The sequence below is a fragment of the Gordonia sp. IEGM753 genome, assembly GCF_050321825.1.
Lineage (GTDB): Bacteria > Pseudomonadota > Gammaproteobacteria > Pseudomonadales > Pseudomonadaceae > Aquipseudomonas.
Window position 1 is genome coordinate 95,632 of the sequence record NZ_JBNQGB010000005.1, and the last position, 18,856, is coordinate 114,487.

General features: G+C 58.7%; 17 protein-coding genes. 9 read left to right on the top strand and 8 right to left on the bottom strand.

The window, feature by feature from the left end; translation table 11 throughout:
* Window positions 1–10: 10 nt before the first annotated feature.
* Entirely contained in the window at window positions 11–316 is a 306-nt protein-coding gene (locus tag ACQR3R_RS22675; RefSeq protein ID WP_428275544.1) for a plastocyanin/azurin family copper-binding protein, read from the top strand.
* A gap of 316 nt (window positions 317–632) precedes the next feature.
* Here the strand turns inward: ACQR3R_RS22675 and tynA are convergent, their stop codons facing one another.
* Entirely contained in the window at window positions 633–2,909 is a 2,277-nt protein-coding gene (gene tynA, locus ACQR3R_RS22680) for a primary-amine oxidase (protein ID WP_428275546.1), read from the bottom strand.
* A 137-nt stretch (window positions 2,910–3,046) separates the two neighbouring features.
* Between tynA and ACQR3R_RS22685 the strand changes: the two genes are divergently transcribed.
* The 3 genes from ACQR3R_RS22685 to ACQR3R_RS22695 all read left to right on the top strand — a co-directional run bounded on the left by ACQR3R_RS22685 (window position 3,047) and on the right by ACQR3R_RS22695 (window position 7,104).
* Window positions 3,047–3,547, top strand: coding sequence for a sigma-70 family RNA polymerase sigma factor (locus ACQR3R_RS22685; protein WP_428275548.1), 501 nt, complete (start codon window positions 3,047–3,049; stop codon window positions 3,545–3,547).
* Between the two features lie 40 nt (window positions 3,548–3,587).
* Complete coding sequence (locus tag ACQR3R_RS22690) at window positions 3,588–4,571, top strand: FecR domain-containing protein (RefSeq protein WP_428275550.1); 984 nt, start codon at window positions 3,588–3,590, stop codon at window positions 4,569–4,571.
* Window positions 4,572–4,668: 97 nt separating this feature from the next.
* Window positions 4,669–7,104 (top strand): TonB-dependent siderophore receptor, encoded by a 2,436-nt coding sequence (locus ACQR3R_RS22695; RefSeq protein ID WP_428275552.1) that lies wholly within the window; start codon window positions 4,669–4,671, stop codon window positions 7,102–7,104.
* 74 nt (window positions 7,105–7,178) lie between these two features.
* Here the strand turns inward: ACQR3R_RS22695 and ACQR3R_RS22700 are convergent, their stop codons facing one another.
* Window positions 7,179–8,330, bottom strand: coding sequence for an MFS transporter (locus ACQR3R_RS22700; protein ID WP_428275554.1), 1,152 nt, complete (start codon window positions 8,328–8,330; stop codon window positions 7,179–7,181).
* Between the two features lie 164 nt (window positions 8,331–8,494).
* Between ACQR3R_RS22700 and ACQR3R_RS22705 the strand changes: the two genes are divergently transcribed.
* Window positions 8,495–9,487, top strand: a complete 993-nt coding sequence (locus ACQR3R_RS22705) for a hypothetical protein (RefSeq protein ID WP_428275556.1) — start codon at window positions 8,495–8,497, stop codon at window positions 9,485–9,487.
* Window positions 9,488–9,548: 61 nt separating this feature from the next.
* Here ACQR3R_RS22705 and codA read toward each other — a convergent pair whose 3' ends face one another.
* The 6 genes from codA to ACQR3R_RS22735 form a co-directional block, all read right to left on the bottom strand.
* The gene (codA, locus tag ACQR3R_RS22710; protein ID WP_428275558.1) at window positions 9,549–10,808 is read right to left on the bottom strand and encodes a cytosine deaminase; all 1,260 of its coding nucleotides are present in this window, start codon (window positions 10,806–10,808) and stop codon (window positions 9,549–9,551) included.
* A gap of 76 nt (window positions 10,809–10,884) precedes the next feature.
* Window positions 10,885–11,709, bottom strand: coding sequence for an alpha/beta fold hydrolase (locus tag ACQR3R_RS22715; RefSeq protein WP_428275560.1), 825 nt, complete (start codon window positions 11,707–11,709; stop codon window positions 10,885–10,887).
* A 180-nt stretch (window positions 11,710–11,889) separates the two neighbouring features.
* Window positions 11,890–12,543, bottom strand: a complete 654-nt coding sequence (locus tag ACQR3R_RS22720) for a DUF2931 family protein (RefSeq protein ID WP_428275562.1) — start codon at window positions 12,541–12,543, stop codon at window positions 11,890–11,892.
* A gap of 2 nt (window positions 12,544–12,545) precedes the next feature.
* Entirely contained in the window at window positions 12,546–14,159 is a 1,614-nt protein-coding gene (locus ACQR3R_RS22725) for a phospholipase effector Tle1 domain-containing protein (protein ID WP_428275564.1), read from the bottom strand.
* A gap of 310 nt (window positions 14,160–14,469) precedes the next feature.
* On the bottom strand, window positions 14,470–14,826 hold the full coding sequence (queD, locus tag ACQR3R_RS22730; protein ID WP_181282614.1) for a 6-carboxytetrahydropterin synthase QueD: 357 nt from the start codon (window positions 14,824–14,826) through the stop codon (window positions 14,470–14,472).
* Window positions 14,827–14,898: 72 nt separating this feature from the next.
* Complete coding sequence (locus ACQR3R_RS22735) at window positions 14,899–15,978, bottom strand: hypothetical protein (RefSeq protein WP_428275567.1); 1,080 nt, start codon at window positions 15,976–15,978, stop codon at window positions 14,899–14,901.
* Window positions 15,979–16,117: 139 nt separating this feature from the next.
* Between ACQR3R_RS22735 and ACQR3R_RS22740 the strand changes: the two genes are divergently transcribed.
* The 4 genes from ACQR3R_RS22740 to ACQR3R_RS22755 are packed head-to-tail and all read left to right on the top strand — an operon-like array spanning window position 16,118 to window position 18,731.
* Window positions 16,118–16,426: a PepSY domain-containing protein gene (locus ACQR3R_RS22740; protein ID WP_428275569.1), complete on the top strand. Its 309-nt coding sequence runs from the start codon at window positions 16,118–16,120 to the stop codon at window positions 16,424–16,426.
* Window positions 16,426–16,749 carry a PepSY domain-containing protein gene (locus tag ACQR3R_RS22745; protein WP_428275571.1) on the top strand — a complete coding sequence of 108 codons (324 nt, stop codon included), beginning with the start codon at window positions 16,426–16,428 and terminating at the stop codon, window positions 16,747–16,749. Before ACQR3R_RS22740 ends, ACQR3R_RS22745 begins: the two co-directional genes overlap by 1 nt.
* 3 nt (window positions 16,750–16,752) lie before the next feature.
* Window positions 16,753–17,421 (top strand): response regulator, encoded by a 669-nt coding sequence (locus ACQR3R_RS22750; protein ID WP_428275573.1) that lies wholly within the window; start codon window positions 16,753–16,755, stop codon window positions 17,419–17,421.
* Window positions 17,422–17,462: 41 nt separating this feature from the next.
* Window positions 17,463–18,731, top strand: a complete 1,269-nt coding sequence (locus ACQR3R_RS22755; RefSeq protein WP_428276066.1) for an ATP-binding protein — start codon at window positions 17,463–17,465, stop codon at window positions 18,729–18,731.
* Window positions 18,732–18,856: the final 125 nt, after the last annotated feature.

Here is an 18,856-nt window from a genome sequence, read left to right on the forward strand (position 1 = left end):
GACTTGCACAATGAACACACGATGGTTGGCTGTAGCCTGCTTGATACTGGCGATGCCGGTATGGGCGCAGGACGTGCAAGTGGATATCAAGGAATTCATGTTCGGGCCCAAGGATTTGACCGTGGCCGTGGGCACCAAAGTGACGTGGGTGAATGATGACCAGATCCCGCACACGGTGGCGGAAACGCACAAGGCGTTCCGCTCCGGCGCGCTGGATACCAATGACAGTTTTTCCTGGGTGTTCGATACGCCCGGGGAGTTTGAATATTTTTGCGTGCTGCACCCGCAGATGATCGGCAAGATTGTGGTCAGGTAGCCACGGGTGTGCTTCTACGGGCAATGCTGTTCACCTAGGCATTCTTGGGCCCGAGTCGATACCCGTGGCGAGCGAGCTTGCTCGCGCCGGGCTGCGTAGCGGCCCCAAAAGAGGGGCTGCTGCGCGGCGTGCTTCTACGGGCAATGCTGTTCACCTAAGCATTCTTGGGCCCGAGCTGATAACCGTGGCGAGCGAGCTTGCTCGCGCTGGGCTGCGTAGCGGCCCCAAAAGAGGGGCTGCTGCGCGGCCCAGCGGGAGCGAGCTCCCTCGCCACAGGTACAGCGTCGTGTTTGGGTACGAGGGCTTTGCATCCGTGTCAGTTGGGCGCGTTAAGGTTGAGCGTGGGTGTTTCATCGAAGAAGTTCCACGGCTTGAGCAGCACGTGCACCCATTCCGTGGGCATGATCGGCCATTCTTCGGCGCGGGCGATGTGCGTGGTACCCGTGGTCAGCCACACCACATCGTCAGTGTTTTCAATCGACTGGTTGTCCTGGGTGAACTGGCCAAGACCGGTGTCTTTGTCCGAGCGGTTAGGGTACTTGCCTTCCGGGTACTTTTCTTCCGGGTTATAGCGCGTTACCCACAGTTGTTTGTCCATGAAACTCAGACGGTGATAGAGCCATTCGTCCTTGCCAAAATTGGCGCCTTTGGCCACCGGATGAGTACCGCCGGCATACGGAATCAACTGATAGGCAACCGGGTTGCCGACTTTGTTTTCCTTGCTGAAGTTGGTCAGCAGGCGAACAGTCGACGGGTCGAATTTCTGCGCGGCTTGTTGTTCATTGCCGACCACAGTGTGCTCGGTTTGCATGGTGCTGGTGCGCGGACCACCACGGTCGTTCGCGGCCACCACCGGGTTCACCTCCACCAGTGAGTTGTTCTCGCCGTCGATGTCCAGGTCCAGGCGGAAATTGTAGATGTGCTGGTGCGTGGTGCCGACGATGTTGTGATCGAGCAAGGTGCCGTAGCGCGTATCTTCCTTGGCCGTGGCCTGGTGCATGTTGCTGGTTTTGACTCCCTTCACGGCTTCAATGCCCGTAGCGCCGGCATCGATGCCGAGGGTGCCGTTTTGCTGGAAGACCCAATCGAAGATGTAGTCGTAGTTGCCGACGGTGCTGATCCAGCGCACTACCAACTCACGACGCTCGGTACTGAGGTTGGGTTGGCCCATTTCCTGGTGTTTGTATTCCGGGCCGGCGTAGCGCTCGAACACCGCCATGGCATGCGCTATGACCGTCGGTTTGCCGGTGTAGTCCGCAATCGTGGCGTCCAGCAGTACCGCGTTTTGCGGGGCGTCTTTGCCGCGTGCAATCGGCGAAGTCAGCGTGCCCATGCCGTAATCGCCGGAATCAAGGTAGGCCTTGAAGTACCAACCGACGTCCGGATCGCCATACGGCACGATCATCCCGCCCAATGAGCCTTCGTACATGATTTTGCGTTTTTTGCCTTTGTCGTCATAGGTCACTGTGGACAGGATCGGGCCAACCCGCGAGTCGAGGCGAACGTGAAAATCCCAGTTTTGCCAATGAATGCTGTTGCCGGTAATGGTGTAGTTTTTACCCTCCGGCTCGACGATCTCCAGTGGCTTGACCGACGTGCCTTTGCGCCCGCGTCCGTCATAAGGTGTGGGCTTCATCGGCACCGGAATAACGCCGTTGTCTTCGATCTTGATCAGTTTCTTTTGTTCGAGATCGACAATTGCGACCAGCCCCTCGATGGGATGTGCCCAATAATTGCCGTCACCGGTGTTCAGGTAACTGACGATTTTCAGCAGGCGTTTATCCTGCGCCAAGCCGTCCTTGCCATCGAAGTAACCGACGGTCAAAGGTGTGGCCACGACCGTCTTCACATCGCTGATGCCACGCTTGGCCAAGGCCTGGGCGTATTCGGGGCTGGCTTCGATGACCGATTGCACGGTGCCGAAGTCGTCCAGCAAAACCATGCCGTGTGCGCCTTCCACTCGTTTCCAGGACTTGAGGGTCTTGCTGTTGATGTCGACCAGCGCTTCGATCACATGCTTGCCGTCGAGCACCACGATATTCGCCTGGCGCGGCTGCGATACGTTTTGGCCGGTGTAGACGAAATTCCAGACTTGATCCTTGGGCGGCTCATTGACGGAGATTTCGGTGAAGCGCAAACCTTGCGTGTAGTGATCCGACTTTTTGATGACGTCCACGGCCGTGTTGATTTCGTCCGCGCTCAACGGGTTCAGCGGATTAGGGCGGGTCTCGACGACAAAGGTCTTGTCTAGTCCGGACTGGAACACCTGATTGATGAAGTCATTGGACATGTACGCGGTTTTACCCTTGAACACGATCGGCACCGTCAACTCGATCCGTTTGCCATTGAGCACGGCCACTTTGCTGTTCGGTTTGACCTTGAGGTAAACGCCGTCCCGGGCAATCACGAACAGGTCGGCGTAGTCATCCCATTTCACCGTTGCCCCAAACGCCTCAAGCCCCGCCTGCAGCGGCACCATCTCGGCCGCGCCGCCGTGGGCGTTGGCCTGAGTCATTCCCAGCGTGCCCAGCGTGAGCGCCAGTGCGAATCGGGTCAGTGGTTTTCTTTTAAGCAACGAGTCGCACTTGAACATTTCTGGTCCCTTCGGGAAAAACGCTATTTGAATGACGGATCGGCAAGAAACACACCTGCTGCGAACGGTCTGGAATCCATTGCTTCCGGTTAATAGGAAGCATTATTATTCACGCCCCGTCTTCACAGCACACCGCAATGACCCCCAAGCTGCCCCGCAGACACGGCTTTTTCGAGCATTACGAAGAGTTGGTTGGCACCTGGACCCGTCGCCTGAGAAATCGTCATCAGGCCGAGGACCTTGCCCACGACACCTTCGTGAGGGTGCTTGAGTCTGATTCGGCGGCGGTGCAACAGCCGCGTGCGTACCTGCACCAGACTGCGCGCAATATAGCGGTGGATGGTTATCGGCGTGAAGATCGACGGGGTGCCATGGAGTCGGAGGCGATAGATCACAGTGTGTCGTCGTCCGGCGACCCGGAGCATTTCATGCATGCGATCCAGTTGGCAGATTCCATCGAGCAGGCGCTGAGCGAGCTACCGGTCAACTGCCGCAAGGTGTTCGTCTGGCAAAAAATCGAAGGCCTGACCCAGGCCGAAATTGCCGAACGCCTGGGACTGTCCAAGAACATGGTGGAAAAGTATATGATCCGCACGCTGCGGCATCTGCGCGACCGTCTGGACGGGTTGCAACCATGAGTCGTCGCACCTCTTCACCCCCAGCCGAACAGGACCTTCCATGATGGATACTCGTGATTGTGCGTGCGGGCAAACAGCGGTTCGCGATGAGGCGGCGCGGTGGTTTGTGCGTTTGCAGGAGCCTGCGGTCAACCTCGAGGAATATCGGCAGTTCGAAGAGTGGATGGAGGAACATCCCCAGCACCGCGACGAATTTCAAGTGTTGCAGGGGCTCTGGACAGCGGCCGATCTGCTGTCCGCCAAACGACTGCAAGCCTTGTGCGAAACCCCGCCGCCAAGGCGTAAACGCCAGCCCCTGGTGCGCTATGCCGTGGCTGCCAGCGTCGTGGCGGTAGCGCTTGGGTTGGGCTTGTTCAGCGGTTTGAATCACCCGGCGACCTACACCGCGCAGTACACCACTGCGCTGGGTGAGCGTCGTCATGTCGCGTTGCCCGATGGTTCCGTGATCGACATGAACAGCCGCAGCCGGGTTCAGGTCCGCTATGAAAAGGACCGCCGCGGCATCGAACTGACTGAAGGCGAAGCGATGTTCGCCGTCGAGCACGACAGCAGTCGGCCATTCGTGGTCGAGGCGGGTAACGGCCAGGTCACGGTCACCGGCACCCGTTTCGATGTGCGCCGTGACGTCAGCCAAACCAGGGTTGCGGTGGAGCAGGGCACGGTCAAGGTCCAGGCCCGGGGCGCTGCCGATAACGACTTCATCAATCTGACTGCCGGCCTCGGCACCCACATCGATGCTCAAGGCAACGTGGCAGCCGCCTATGCGGTCAACCCCGCAGAGCTGACTGCCTGGCGCGGAGGAAAACTGGTGTTCAACAACGCGACGCTGGCTGAGGTGGCTGCCGAGGTGTCGCGTTATCGAGAGAAGCCGCTCACGGTTGGCTCCGACAAAGTAGGCAATTTACGCCTGACCAGCGTCTTCAAATCCGATAACACCGATGCCTTGCTCAAGGCCTTGCCGAACATCTTGCCGGTGGCTATTCGCACCCTTGGTGACGGCAGTCAGGAAATAATTGCGCGATAGATTCAGGTTTTTTTCGAGTTCTTCGTCTTCTTGTGCAACTGCAACTGGTTTGCATTAACAGCCGCATACTCTTGCGATCCACAGGACAACGTTCGACGTGAAAAAAACCACCGCTAAAAATAACAAATCACATTGGCTGCCGCTCGCGCTGGCCCTGGCTGTCAGCACCGCGCTGCCTCAAGCGTTTGCGGCCGATGGCATCCATATCCAGGCGCAATCGTTAGGCCAGGCCCTGAGTCAGTTGGGCCAGCAGACCTCGTTGCAGGTTTTTTTCAGCCCTGAACTGGTGGCGGGCAAGCAAGCGCCGGCCGTAGACGGCAATCTTTCGCCAGAACAGGCCTTGCGCCAATTGCTGCAAGGCAGTGGCCTGGACTATCAGATTAACGAGGGTTCGGTGACCCTCACGCCTGCGCCGACCTCGACCTCGACCTCGACCTCGACCGGGCCTTTGGAGTTGGGGGTGACCGACATCAAAGTGGTCGGCGACTGGCTCGGTGATGCCGATGCCGCCGTGGTCCAGAACCACCCCGGCGCACGCACAGTGATCCGCCGTGAAGCAATGGTCGAACAGGGCGCGATGAGCGTTGGCGACGTCTTGAAACGCGTGCCCGGTGTGCAGGTACAAGACGCCAACGGCACGGGTGGCAGTGATATTTCGCTGAACGTAGGCGTACGCGGCCTGACGTCCCGATTGTCACCGCGCTCCACGGTGTTGATTGACGGTGTACCGGCAGCGTTTGCACCGTATGGTCAGCCGCAGTTGTCGATGGCGCCGATTTCTTCTGGCAACCTCGACAGCATCGACGTGGTTCGCGGCGCAGGCTCCGTGCGTTACGGGCCGCAAAACGTGGGCGGTGTGATCAACTTCGTGACACGCGCAATCCCGCAAGAAGCCACTGGCGAAATCGGCACCACGCTTGAGACGTCACAGCGCGGCGGCTGGAAACACATCGATACCGCATTCATTGGCGGCACCGCGGACAACGGCATCGGCATGGCGCTGTTGTATTCCGGGGTGAACGGTAACGGCTATCGCGAAAGCAACAACGGCAACGACATCGACGACGTGATCCTGAAGACCCATTGGGCGCCGACCGATCAGGATGATTTCAGCCTCAATTTCCACTATTACGACGCCAGCGCCGACATGCCCGGCGGCCTGACCCAAAAGCAGTACGACGCCGATCCGTATCAATCCGACCGCGATTACGACAACTTCAGTGGCCGCCGAAAAGACGTGTCGTTCAAGTGGGTGCGTCAGATCGACGACCGCACTCAGGCTGAAGTGCTGACCTATTACTCCGACAGCTTTCGTGGCAGCACCATTGCCGCTCGCGACCAGAAAACCCTCAGCTCCTACCCGCGCACTTACTACACCTTCGGCATCGAGCCACGGGTGTCGCATGTATTCGACCTGGGGCCAACCACGCAAGAAGCCAGCGTGGGTTATCGCTATTTGAAAGAAGGCATGCACGAGTCTTCGAGTCGCCTCGCGTTGGTGAACAACGAACCCGTGGTCACCAAGGCCTCTGACGGCCATATCTTCCAGGACCGCACGGGCGGTACCGAGGCCAATGCGGTTTACATCGACGACAAGATTGACGTCGGCAAATGGACAATCACCCCCGGCATCCGCTTCGAGAGCATCAGCACCGAATGGCATGACAGGCCTGTGCTTGATACGGCCGGTAAACCGGTACCGGAAAAGCGCCGCAGTATCGACAGCAATGAGCCGCTACCGGCATTGAGCGTGATGTATCACGTGTCCGACGCCTGGAAACTGTTCGCCAACTACGAAACATCGTTCGGCAGCCTGCAGTACTTCCAGCTCGGCCAGGGCGGTTCGGGTGACAGCACCGCGAATGGCCTGAGCCCGGAAAAAGCCAAGACCTACGAACTCGGCACGCGCTACAACGATGATGTGTGGGGCGGCGAAGTGACGCTGTTCTACATCGACTTCAACGAAGAGTTGCAGTACATCAGCAATGATGTGGGCTGGACCAACCTCGGTGCCACCAAGCACCAGGGCCTTGAAGCGTCGGTGCATTACGACCTGTCGGCGCTGAACCCGATGCTCGACGGCCTGACCGCCAACGCCGGTTTTACCTACACCCGCGCAACCTATGAAGGTGAAATCCCGGGCTTCAAGGGGCGTGACCTGCCGTTTTATTCGCGTCAGGTCGCCACCGCTGGCCTGCGCTACGACATCAATCGCTGGACCTACAACCTCGACGCGTTTGCACAATCCAAACAGCGCTCACCGGGCACGGGTGTCAACGCCGACGGTAGCTTTACCGGGAACTACATCACCGACGGCTCGGCAGACGGGCAGTACGGCGATATTCCGGGGTATGTCACCTGGAACGTGCGTGGCGGGTATGACTTCGGTTCGCAGTTGTCGAACCTGAAACTTGGCGCCGGGATCAAGAACCTGTTCGACAAGCAGTACTTCACCCGTTCCAGCGACAACAACTCGGGGATGTATGTCGGCGCACCGCGCACGTTCTTTGTGCAGGCCAGTGTAGGGTTCTGATCGGGCAGGATGACCTTAGCGTCGGATCGCCGCCCGGAGCAAATTCACTCCGGGCAGCGATGCGACGCTGCACTTCAAACCTTCAGTACCTTGCCGCCAATGGCCACCGCCACCAGTAACAACGCCATCAAGCCAAAGGCGAAACTCAAACTGCTGCCGTGGGCGATAAACCCGACCACCGCCGGCCCCGCGAGAATGCCTGCATAACCCATCGTGGTAATGGCGGGTACGGCGATGTGTTCGGGCATGACCGTTTGTTTGCCAACGGCGGTGTACAGCACCGGCACGATATTCGAACAGCCCGCGCCGACCAACGCATAGCCCACCAACGCTGCCTCCCAACTTGAAACGAAGGTCGCCATGGACAAGCCTGCTGCGGCTGTCAGCCCACCGATCACAATCACTCGGGTGGCGCCGAGGCGCCGTACGAGGGTGTCGCCGGTTAAACGCCCGATGGTCATGGTCAGTGCGAAAGCTGCATAGCCGAGTCCTGCATACGCCGTCTCTACTCCACGCTCCGAAGCCAGGAATACCGCGCTCCAGTCGAGTACCGCGCCTTCGGTGAGAAATACGATGCAGCACATCACCCCAATGAACAGCACGATGCCGTGCGGAACGGCAAACGCCGGGCCAGAGCTTTCGCTGCCGTAAGGCAGCATGTGCGGTGCGGCTTTGAACAACGCGATCAGCACTAAAGCGACCACGACCAGCATCGCGCCCAGTGGCGAAGCGCCCAAGCCAAGCAGTGCACTGACACCGCCAGCGCCCACGATTCCGCCGAGGCTGAACAGGCCGTGGAAACCCGACATCATGTTTTTGCCACTGGCGCGCTCGACGATCACTGCTTGCAGGTTGACGGTCGAGTCGACAGTGCCAAGGCCTGCACCAAACAGAAATAATGTCGCGATCAGCACCGGAATCGACGACACCGTCGCCAACAGCGGCAGGGCCACGCAGATCATCAATGTTCCGCCGCTGACCACCCGTCGGCAGCCGAAGCGGGTAGCGAGCATGCCGGCGATCGGCATCGCCAGAATCGATCCCACCCCGAGGCTCAACAGCAGCAAACCCAATGTCCCTTCATTCAGTCCGGCCCGTGCCTTGGCATACGGCACCAGCGGCGCCCAAGCAGCAATACCGATGCCGGCGATAAAAAAGGCGACACGCGTGGACATCTGCTGCAGACGCCCAGGTATAAATGCGGCTCGGTTATTGAGGTTGGTCATTTCAATCCTTTGCAAAAAACGTCGCGTCCTCAAGGGACACTGACTCACCGTGGGGGTTCGATCAATGACCCTTTCGGGAGGCAGTCAGGCAGGGACACATCCTTGCACAGACCGCCGCTGTTTCGCGATATGTTGAAGTCTTTGACGGTTTATTCGGGGACGCCATGACGCGATTCTATGATGCTCGAGGCAATATTTACGCGGTCGTCGCGCCAGACTCATTGCGCGGCATCGCTGTCCAGTTACCTGATTGCGCGAGCAGCGCCGCGCAAAATCGCGAGGCCTGGGCGCTGCCAGCCATCGAGGCACTGTGTGGCTGGGCGCCCGGTACACGACCGCCCGGCAGCAAGGATCATCGTTGCGATGGTTTGCTGGTGGGGCCTTTTCAATCGGCACCGCCCTTTGATCTGCTGATCGTCAATACCGACGGCACACTGGCCGAACGCAGCGGTAACGGGTTGACGATTTTCGCTCAGGCACTCAGCGATCAGGGGTTGCTGGCGCCGCACGAATCCAGTTTGCTCAGGGTTCATCATGACAAGCGCGATGCGGATTCGCCGGTGACGACGGCGGTCAAACCGACCACGGTTGAGGGTGTTGAAGGGTTTTGGCTGGACCTGGGCACGCCGGGTTTCGGACCGCAGTCGGTGGGCGCTCTCGGTGTGGAAAATACGCAGCTTGAAGGTCGCGAGGTGAGCCATGTGCAGCCATTGTCGGCACTCAATGCAGCGTGGTCGCGCAGTCAGTTTGTGCGCATTGGTAATCCACATTGCGTGACGCTGGTGTCACAGGCCGACGATTTGCCGAGCAATCAACAGATGCATGAACCCGCACTGGCCGAAGGGTTGACGCGTATTGCGTTCGCCATGCCGGCCGGGGCCGGTCACCCCTGTGCGGCGGGCGTCAACCTGCAATGGGCAATGCTTGAATCTGCAGGCTGCGTCGTCGCGCGAGTGTTCGAACGTGGCGAGGGGCCGACCGCATCGTCGGGCACCAGCGCCAGTGCCGTGGCATGTGCTGCCTGGCGAGTGGGCTGGGTCAGTGCGGGGGAGGTGAGGGTGGTGATGCCTGGCGGGACGGCGCCGGTTTTACTCGAAGTTTTGGACGGGGAGTTGAGTCGGGTTCAGTTGTTTGGCACCGCTCGGTTGATGGATTGATCCCGACACCGCCATCGTCGGAACGCCGGCCGCAGCAGGCTCGTTCCGACATTGAAGCCAGTCAGTCCGGCGAAAACCCCTGATTACCGTAGAACTCCACGACAGGCATCTGCCGCTTCATCAACACTTCACCATGGCGAATCGAATACAGCGGCAAGCCTTGGCTGCGGATCACTTCGTAATCGCTGTCTGCCGACAGAATCAGCAAGTTCGCCGGACGTCCACGTTCCAGTCCATAACGTTCGCCCAACGCCATCGCCTTGGCGCTGTTGTCGGTGATCAGGTCCAGTGCATTTTGCAGGTTGCGATACCCCAGCATGTGGCAAATGTGCAGGCCTGCTTCAAGCACCCGAAGAATGTTGCCGTTGCCCAGCGGGTACCACGGGTCGACGATGGAATCCTGACCAAAACACACGTTCATGCCCGCTTCGAGCAACTCGTTGACTCGTGTCACGCCACGGCGTTTCGGGAAATTGTCGAAGCGTCCTTGCAGGTGAATGCTTTCGGTGGGGCACGAGACAAAACTGATGCCCGAATGGCTAAGCAGGCGGAACAGTTTGGCGCAGTAGGCATTGTCATAAGAGCCCATTGCGGTGGTGTGGCTGGCCGTCACCCGCGAGCCCATGTCGCGGCTGCGAGCCTCTTCGGCCAGCACTTCGAGGAATCGCGAATGCGGGTCGTCGGTTTCATCGCAATGCACGTCCACCAGGCAACCGGTGCGTTCGGCCAGGTCCATCAAAAACTTGACCGAGCTGACGCCTTGATCGCGGGTGAATTCGAAGTGCGGAATGCCGCCAACCACATCGGCGCCCATGCGGATCGCTTCTTCCATCAGCTCGCGGCCGTTGCGATAGGACTCGATGCCCTCCTGCGGGAACGCGACGATTTGCAGGTCGATCAGGTGACGGCTTTCCTCGCGCACTTCGAGCATCGCCTTAAGCGCGGTCAATGACGGGTCGGTGACGTCGACGTGAGTGCGTACGTGCTGTATGCCGTGAGCAGCCAGGCTCTGAATGGTTTTTTTGGCGCGCGCCTTGGTGTCTTCCTCGGTGATCGTGACCTTGCGTTCGCCCCAGCACTCGATGCCTTCGAACAGCGTGCCGCTCATGTTCCAGCGAGGTTCGCCAGCGGTGAGCGTCGCGTCGAGGTGAATGTGTGGTTCAACGAAGGGTGGCACCACAAGGTTACCGGCGGCATCCAGGTCATCGGGGCCCAGGCTTGGGGCTTCGGTCTGACGGGCAATGTTGCTGATCAGGCCGTTTTCCAGGTGCAACTCATACAGGCCTTCTTGGTTGCGCAGGCGGGCATTGATGATGTGCATCAGGCGAATCCTTTTATAAAACGTGCAGTGGTGCCTTGGCAGTACGTTCGGTAGTACGCCCGTCAATACTTATACGTTAGCGCGACAGCGGCAAGAAGTGCAGCAACGCCGACACAATGGCTTGCGGTGCGTCTTCCTGAACCAGATGCCCGGCGTTCGCAATCGCGTGAAACTGCGCCCCGGCAATCACCTGCTGCAACGCACGGCCGCGCTCGATGGGAATCCATTGATCGTCCTCGCCCCACAGAATCTGAACCGGGCAACGAATCGTCGGGTACAGCGCTTCAACCTCGCGGGTATAGCGTTCATCCATTTGCGCGATCTGCCGATAGAACGCCGCTTGCCCCGGATCACCGAGCCACGGCTGCACGTAAGGCGCGAGCTCCTCGTCAGGGATTTCACGCTTGATCGCCCCGCGAATGTAGGCCGGCACGACGACGCGCTGTATGTAGTCGGGCAGTCCGCTGAACGCTGCTTCGTGCAGTCTCACATGCTGCACGAACGGCGAACCCCACGGTGTCAGCGCCACCGGATCGATCAGCGTCAGGCTGCGGTAATTCTTGCCGTTCAACAGATGAGCGCGCAGCACCGTGGCACCGCCGAAGTCGTGGGCAACCACGTCCGGGCACTTCAGGCCCCAGTGATCGAGCAGTTGGGCCAACAATTCGTTTTGCACACCCAAAGACACATCGTCATCGGGTTTTTCCGATTGCCCATAACCCAACAGATCGAAGTAATACACCCGATGCGTGGCAATGAAGTGCGGTGCGATGCGGTGCCAAACGTAAGAGGAGAAGGGCGTGCCATGCACGAACACCAGCGGCGGGCCGTCGCCCCGCACGGCATAGCGCACGGCGCGCCCGTTGAAGCGGAAGGTCTGAGACAGCGGCCAGTTAGTCATCGGCAAGTCCTTTGGCATGCGCAAACCCAAAAGCATAGGCATAAAAAACTACCGGGGCTCACCCGTTGCTTTGATCCTCGGGATTACGCTTGTTGATGCCTTTGATCTCTGACGTGGGGCGGTGTCAGACCTCGCATGAGATTAAGGTGAACGCCTGATTCCGGACATGAAGACACGTTCTCACCAACTGCCGTAGGGAATGCCAAAGTGTTCGATGTAGCGCTTGGATGAATCTTTGATCTTGCCGTAGAAGCCGTTGTACTTGCCTTGATCGGGCCCTAGCGGCTCGATCCCGACTTGACCACGGTCGACGATAGTGGAATGGAAACAGTCGTCGCGGGTCCATAGCTGGATAATTCCGCCCGGTGCCAAGCCCACATTGAGTGAAGCCGCTGAATTGGCGGAGTACTCGGGTGTTTTGTGGCAACGTTGGGCTGTCGAGTTGCGCATGATGTCGCGGGTAGATTCGGAGACATCGATCCAGCCTGCATAGGTCTTGCGTTCGATAATCGATTGCCAGCGAACGAAGAGTCTTTTCGGCAAATCAGCGCCGATGACCGGCATGCCTTCACCGCCGGTACCCACCCAACCCCGCGCATTTTCTGTGCCGTCCTCGTAGTCGCTGCTGCCCGCCGTCCCCGCTGCGATATCGTGAATTATCCGCCCTTGTATGTCCTCCACCGCTGAAGTCTCGACCCAGACCGACATATGGGCCGGCTCGGTAAAGCCGATGTACCACCAACGAGTTTTGAAGTCATTTTTGGAAGACAGCGGATCCGAAGCCTGGCAAGCACTTATCGATATCAGTGCTAGAAAAGCGAACAGTTTTTTCATGGTCACAGCATCCAATCCGGTACGTGTGGGTGTTGAACCCGTTTGGCATCTGCCGTCGGGGCGTGGGCAAAGGCCAGTTGGAAGGTAGTGGTGCGTGGCCCCGAGAGAAACGTCGGGTTCCAGTGAGCGGAACGGTGGATGTAGTGCAGCTTTAACAACTGGTCCTCGGCAGTGGTAACCCGATAATCTCCGGCAATAAACCGCTCGCACATCGGCAGAAGCTCCAAAGGAGGTGCTAATGCGGCGCGTTGGTTAATATCCTCAAACTCAACCCCGTGCTTCCGGGCAGCCTCATACATCACTCTCAGGTACACCAGCGAAAGCCCGCCGCTTATCCTGCGCCTGAGCTGCAAGCCAACAAATACTCGCTTTTGTTGCGGCGAATTCAGCTCCCTCGGTTCAGGCCGCAGCTTTACCGGATCAGGGGTAACCAGCTCCAGCATCTCCAATGGCCAGCCCTCAGCGTGCAATTTTGCTCGTTCCTGTTGGGCTTCGCGGTAGATTGAGGTGGTTTTGATGTCGGTGAATTCGCCGACCACCAAGGCCTGCATGGGGCTGAGTAATACGCACTCTTCGACTTCGTCGCGATAGCCACCCCCGATATTCGAGTGCACGCCCGGCAAGCTGACCTCCGGGTGGTCCGTCCCTACCCGGTTGAGCGCGAAGTTGGCGCGGTGTTCGTCCCTTGCCACCAGTTGCAGGACATGGGGGAAGCTGCGAGGCATCAAATACAATTTGATCCCGGGGGCTGCAGGGCTGCGTACATACCCCAAGTTACTCAGGCCGCCCACGGATGCCACGGTGTCGAACAAGCCGATGAAGCCGGTTTTGACCCCTTCACCAAAGACTTTGCTGAAGCCCCGGGCGAAAAAGCGTTCCGGCAGGTCCAGTACTTCTCTCAGCGGGCTGTTAGTTCTGGCTTGGCACAAGCAGGCGAAATGCCGGGCTGCAGCCGCGCCACGGCTGAAGCCGAACACATCGAAGATCAGTGACTGAATTCGCATCTGCGGGTGGTCATCGTGAAAGCTACTGAGTCGTCGTTTAATTAGACCAAACGCAAAGTGCACCCGCGCTTCGATGCCAGTTTCACCTCTGCCCAACGACATGCCCATCAGGCTGTCTTGCTCGCCGGCCGTGGTGCCGATACCTTCGACATAGACCTTGTCGAAGGCTCGTTTATGCTGCACGATTTTTTCTTCTTGAGTAGTACGTGTGTACAAATCGTGCAGCCGTTTAATATTCGTTATTGCTCCCCCATAACTGCTTTCAGGGTCTTGCATGTACGGTTTGCAACTGCCGTGCATATCTTGTGCTGACACCGGATGATGAGCACCGCACGCTCGTCCCCTCTCCACATTGAACGGGTTATTTCCTGAGCCATCGAAAAATACTCCGATACGCAGGGTGACTTTCACTCGGGCGTCCTCTTCGCGCCTTTCCCTTTCTTCCCACGCTGCGTTGTACTGCCGTTCCTGAGTCTCTCGTCGGGCAATCATTTCGTTGTATTGATGTTGTGCTTGCCCTTGGTTCGGTTGAGGCACAAGTTTTCGAGCGCGTTGTGCCAAGGCTTGCTCGCGACAGACGGCGCAGTGATATCCCCCAAAATCCTTTTCCATCGACCATTCCTTTCAGCACAAAACCCGTCCATGGGCGGTAAATCGGTATCGTTTTCCTGGACGCAACAGTGCACGCTGCAGGAGGGATTCGCAGTCAGTCGTGGATGAATTGCTTGTAGGACAGGGATGGGATGGTTGGAGTCCGGGCCTGTCAGAAAATTCTTCAGGCAGTGAGTGCGGGAGGATGTGAGCTAAATCGAAAGCTCACGGCATGCAGGACAGGATGGCCTTGTGCTTGAGCATTATTATGTTCATCAAAATTACAGGCATAAAAAAACCACCGAGCCCGGTGGTTTTTTGATCTGCCGCTTTATTCGCCGCGATAGATACAGCCGCTGGTGCACGTCTCGTGGATGCGGATGGCGCTCAGTTCGGGCAACAAAGGCTTCAATTCGCTCCAGATCCACTTGGCCAACACTTCGCTGGTCGGGTTCTCCAGGCCCGGGATATCGTTCAAGTAGTTGTGGTCCAGACGCTCGTACAACGGCTTGAAAATCGCCTTGATTTCGGAGAAGTCACGAATCCATCCGGTATGTGGATCGAGGTCGCCACTCAGGTGAATGGCCACTTTGAAGGAGTGACCGTGCAATCGGCCGCACTTGTGGCCGTCCGGGACGTGGGGCAGGCGATGGGCGGATTCGAAGGTAAATTCTTTGAAGATTTCCAAGTGTTTTAGCTCTGTCAGGTGGCGATCGCCGGGGCGATTTGGGCAGGCGGCGAGTTTAACAGTTTGTCCTGACTAAAGGGTCAGCAAGCGCTCGCCGAGGCGACCGCTGGCGGCGAGTTCGAGGAACTCGTCACCCAGGCGTTGGCTTTCTTGCATCGCTGCGCGCCAGTATTTCTGGCGACTCGCGGCATCGCCCATGAAACGCTTGAAATCGTTACGGTCTGGCAGTTTGCCGTAGGGCAGGCGCGCCAGGTATTCCTTCGACGGTGCCAGCAGCAGCACGTCTTGCAAGCGTGCAGGACTTGCGCGGCGCCAAGGCAGCGTCTTGTCGAACCAGCCGGGAATGACCCGGTCGGTAAAGTGTGGGTAGAGCACGATGTCGTTGCCGCTGTAAGGCAGGTCGAGGTGGTAGTCGAGCAGCCCACCGTCGCGGAATGTGCCTGCGCCCGCGCCCGGCAGATCCCGCACGCCCTCCATCACCATCGGAATCGAGCCCGAGGCGAGCAGTGCCTGGCGCAGGTTTGCGGCGTTCAGCGCCACGAAACGCGACGGAAAATCGTTTAACGCGTTGACCGGTGGCGCCAGGCGCGGGTCGTGGATGATCAATCGTTCAAAATGGCGTGACAACCGGGCGCGACCGCGCAGGTTGTCGGCGATCACCGATGACAGGCCCAGGCCCAGTCGTCCTCGATGGTCTTCGGCAAGCAGGCCGTGGCTTTTGACCACCATGATGTTCAGTCGGTAGTGCGTGTTGTGCAGAATCGAAGTGTCGCGCCCGTCCAGCAATTCATCCAGCATGCGCTGCGAGCTCTGGCTGACTTGCGCCATGGTCACGCCTTTGTTGAAGTTCTGCTCGGTGTACAGATGACCCAGTCGTCGAATGCCTTCGGCAGCCTCTGGCAGACAGGCGCTGACGAAACGCCAGGAACCGACGGAGGCACCAATCAACGACCGCTCACGGGGCGCGCCCGGTAGCCATTCGCCAAACAACGCCAGGTCCAGACCTTGAATTCCCAATGCTTTGGGCCCACCGGCGGCGCCCGGCAGCGTACCGACATCGGCGGCACTCAAGCCGTTTTGACGGATACGGGTGAGGGCTCGCGCTCCGGCTTTTAGCGTCAGCGAAGGGAATTTGATGTGGATAGCGGTCATTACCGGTCTCGATGTCTGGCAAGCGGGAAATTATAGGGTGCTGGCGTGTTGATCCAATGATGGCAATTCAGCTTCAGTTAAGTTCACCTGTTTAAGGTGCCGCCGTAAGCAATACACACAAATAATACGGAGACATCCCATGAAAAATCTGACTGCCCTGTTCACCGCACTGCTCATCGGCATGACCGCCAGCCTCGCTCACGCACGGGATCTGGGCCCGGACGAAGCCCTGAGGCTGCGTGACGCTGGTACCATTGTGTCCTTCGAGAAGCTCAACGCAATCGCACTGGCTAAACATCCCGGCGCCAAGATTAGCGAAACCGAGCTGGAAGAAGAGTACGGCAAGTTTATCTATCAGATAGAGCTGCGTGACCCACAAGGCATTGAGTGGGACCTGGAATTAAACGCTGTCAGCGGGCAGGTTCTCAAGGATCATCAGGAAAGGTAATGAAGGTGTTTTCATTGTTCAACGGGCGCATCAGCAGTCGAGCGGCGTGGGTGCTGCTGGCATTCTGTTCGCTGGTCATGGCGCGTGACCTGGACCAGGACGAGGCGCTGCGCCTGCGCCAGCAAGGGGTGATTCTGCCGCTGGAGCAACTGTTGCAGCAGGCTCTGGACCGTTACCCAGGATCTAAGCTGCTGGAAGCGGAGCTTGAAGAACACCACGACGTTTATGTCTATGAAGTCGAGCTGTTGACCGCCGAAGGCGTGGTTCGCGAGCTGGACATTGAAGCCACCACTGGCCGTTTACTGAAAGACAAGGAAGATTGACCGATGCGTTTGCTTCTGGTGGAAGACCACGTACCTCTGGCTGATGAATTAATGGCCGGCCTCAACCGTCAGGGATATGCCGTGGATTGGCTGGCTGACGGCCGTGATGCGATCTACCAGGGCAGCAGCGAACCCTATGACCTGATCATCCTCGATCTGGGCCTGCCGGGTGTGCCAGGCCTTGAGGTGCTTGCCCAGTGGCGCGCCGGCGGGTTGGCGACGCCGGTGCTGATTCTCACGGCTCGCGGGTCATGGGCCGAGCGCATCGAAGGCCTCAAGGCCGGCGCCGACGATTACCTGACCAAACCTTTCCACCCGGAAGAATTGCACTTGCGCATTCAGGCGTTACTGCGTCGCTCGCACGGTCAGGTCAACCAACCGACGCTGCAGTCGGCAGGACTGCACCTGGATGAAGGCCGTCAATGCGTGACCCGCGACGGCGCCGACATTCAGTTGACGGCGGCAGAGTTTCGCCTGCTGCGCTATTTCATGCTGCACCCCGAACAGATTCTTTCCAAAAGCCACCTCGCCGAACACCTCTATGACGGCGAAACCGAGCGTGACTCCAACGTGCTCGAAGTTCACGTCAACCACTTGCGGCGCAAGCTTGGGCGCAGCGTGATTGAAACGCGCCGTGGTCAGGGTTACCTCTTCGGTGGGCGGGCCCCGTGAGGTCGATCCAGCGCCGTCTGAGCCTAGGACTGATTAGTGTGATGGTGGTCGTTGGCCTGGTGCTGGCGCAAACCAGTTTGTGGTTGTTCGAAGTGGGCTTGCAGCGCTATCTCGAGGCCGGTTTGCGCAACGACAGCGAAAGCCTGCTGGCTGCCATGGTGCGTGGGCCGCAAGGTTTGCAACTGGATGAGCGGCTGTTGTCATCGGCCTATCAGCGGCCGTTTTCCGGGCAGTATTTCCGTATCGATTTTGCCGACACCCACTGGCGTTCCCGCTCGTTGTGGGATCAGGAGTTGCCCTTGCTGGATCAGCCAGGGCTGCACAGCAATCTGCAGTTGGGCCCCGAAGGCCAGCAATTGCTGATGCTGCGCGCTGACTATCGGCGGCTTGGGCACGCGGTGTCCATCAGCGTCGCGCAGGATTACACCCCGGTGCGCGAGAGCTTCCAGCGCATGCGTCAAATTGGATTGGGCGTCGGCCTTGCCGGTCTATTGCTGATCCTTGTGCTGCAACGGCTCACCGTGCGCCGTGCCTTGCGACCACTGGAAAAGGCCCGCGAGCAGATCGCCCAGTTACAGCAAGGCAAGCGCTCACAGCTCGACGACCAAGTGCCCGTGGAACTGGAGCCGCTGGTGGCGCAGATCAATCATTTGCTAGCCCACACCGAAGACAGCCTCAAACGTTCGCGCAATGCCCTGGGCAATTTGGGCCATGCTCTGAAAACCCCGCTGGCGGTGTTGGTCAGCCTGGCGACCAATGAAAAGCTCGACGCGCACCCAGAGCTGCGCAAGATGCTGCAACAACAGTTGGAACAGGTTCAGCAACGTCTTAACCGTGAGCTTAATCGCGCCCGATTGTCCGGCGATGCACTGCCGGGAGCGTTGTTTGATTGCGATGTGGAACTGCCGGGATTGCTGGCGACGTTGAACATGATCCACGGCGAACACCTGCAACTGAGCTACCGCGCGCCTGCCGGGTTGCAATTGCCATGGGATCGCGAGGATCTGCTGGAACTGCTGGGCAACCTGCTGGATAACGCCTGCAAATGGGCGGATGCCGAGGTTCGCTTGAGCGTGGTCGAGGGGAGCCACAACTTTACCCTGGACGTTGAAGACGATGGGCCGGGAATCCCCTACGAACAGCGCGCTCAAGTGTTCAGTCGGGGGACGCGGCTCGATGAACAAACTGACGGGCATGGTTTGGGATTGGGCATCGTGCGCGACATCGTCGATACCTGGGGCGGGAAGTTGTTGCTGCAGGAAAGTGAGTGGGACGGGCTCAAAGTTGTGATCGAGCTGCCTAAACGCTGATACGGATCTGCAGCGCAGTCATCAAATTGTAGGAGTCCGGCTTGCCTGCGATGGCGTCTTCGGAATCGCCATCACCGGCAAGCCGGTTTCCTACGGGATTTGGGTTAACCACAACAATCCGGCAT

Excerpts from the sequence above, each read along its gene's own strand:
- ACQR3R_RS22735 (WP_428275567.1), bottom strand. The coding sequence starts at position 15,978 with ATGACCGCTATCCACATCAAATTCCCTTCGCTGACGCTAAAAGCCGGA.
- ACQR3R_RS22690 (WP_428275550.1), top strand. The coding sequence starts at position 3,588 with ATGATGGATACTCGTGATTGTGCGTGCGGGCAAACAGCGGTTCGCGAT.
- ACQR3R_RS22750 (WP_428275573.1), top strand. The coding sequence starts at position 16,753 with ATGCGTTTGCTTCTGGTGGAAGACCACGTACCTCTGGCTGATGAATTA.
- ACQR3R_RS22675 (WP_428275544.1), top strand. The coding sequence starts at position 11 with ATGAACACACGATGGTTGGCTGTAGCCTGCTTGATACTGGCGATGCCG.
- ACQR3R_RS22755 (WP_428276066.1), top strand. The coding sequence starts at position 17,463 with ATGGTGGTCGTTGGCCTGGTGCTGGCGCAAACCAGTTTGTGGTTGTTC.
- ACQR3R_RS22705 (WP_428275556.1), top strand. The coding sequence starts at position 8,495 with ATGACGCGATTCTATGATGCTCGAGGCAATATTTACGCGGTCGTCGCG.
- ACQR3R_RS22715 (WP_428275560.1), bottom strand. The coding sequence starts at position 11,709 with ATGACTAACTGGCCGCTGTCTCAGACCTTCCGCTTCAACGGGCGCGCC.
- ACQR3R_RS22740 (WP_428275569.1), top strand. The coding sequence starts at position 16,118 with ATGAAAAATCTGACTGCCCTGTTCACCGCACTGCTCATCGGCATGACC.
- ACQR3R_RS22685 (WP_428275548.1), top strand. The coding sequence starts at position 3,047 with ATGACCCCCAAGCTGCCCCGCAGACACGGCTTTTTCGAGCATTACGAA.
- ACQR3R_RS22745 (WP_428275571.1), top strand. The coding sequence starts at position 16,426 with ATGAAGGTGTTTTCATTGTTCAACGGGCGCATCAGCAGTCGAGCGGCG.
- codA (WP_428275558.1), bottom strand. The coding sequence starts at position 10,808 with ATGCACATCATCAATGCCCGCCTGCGCAACCAAGAAGGCCTGTATGAG.
- ACQR3R_RS22725 (WP_428275564.1), bottom strand. The coding sequence starts at position 14,159 with ATGGAAAAGGATTTTGGGGGATATCACTGCGCCGTCTGTCGCGAGCAA.
- ACQR3R_RS22700 (WP_428275554.1), bottom strand. The coding sequence starts at position 8,330 with ATGACCAACCTCAATAACCGAGCCGCATTTATACCTGGGCGTCTGCAG.
- ACQR3R_RS22720 (WP_428275562.1), bottom strand. The coding sequence starts at position 12,543 with ATGAAAAAACTGTTCGCTTTTCTAGCACTGATATCGATAAGTGCTTGC.
- tynA (WP_428275546.1), bottom strand. The coding sequence starts at position 2,909 with ATGTTCAAGTGCGACTCGTTGCTTAAAAGAAAACCACTGACCCGATTC.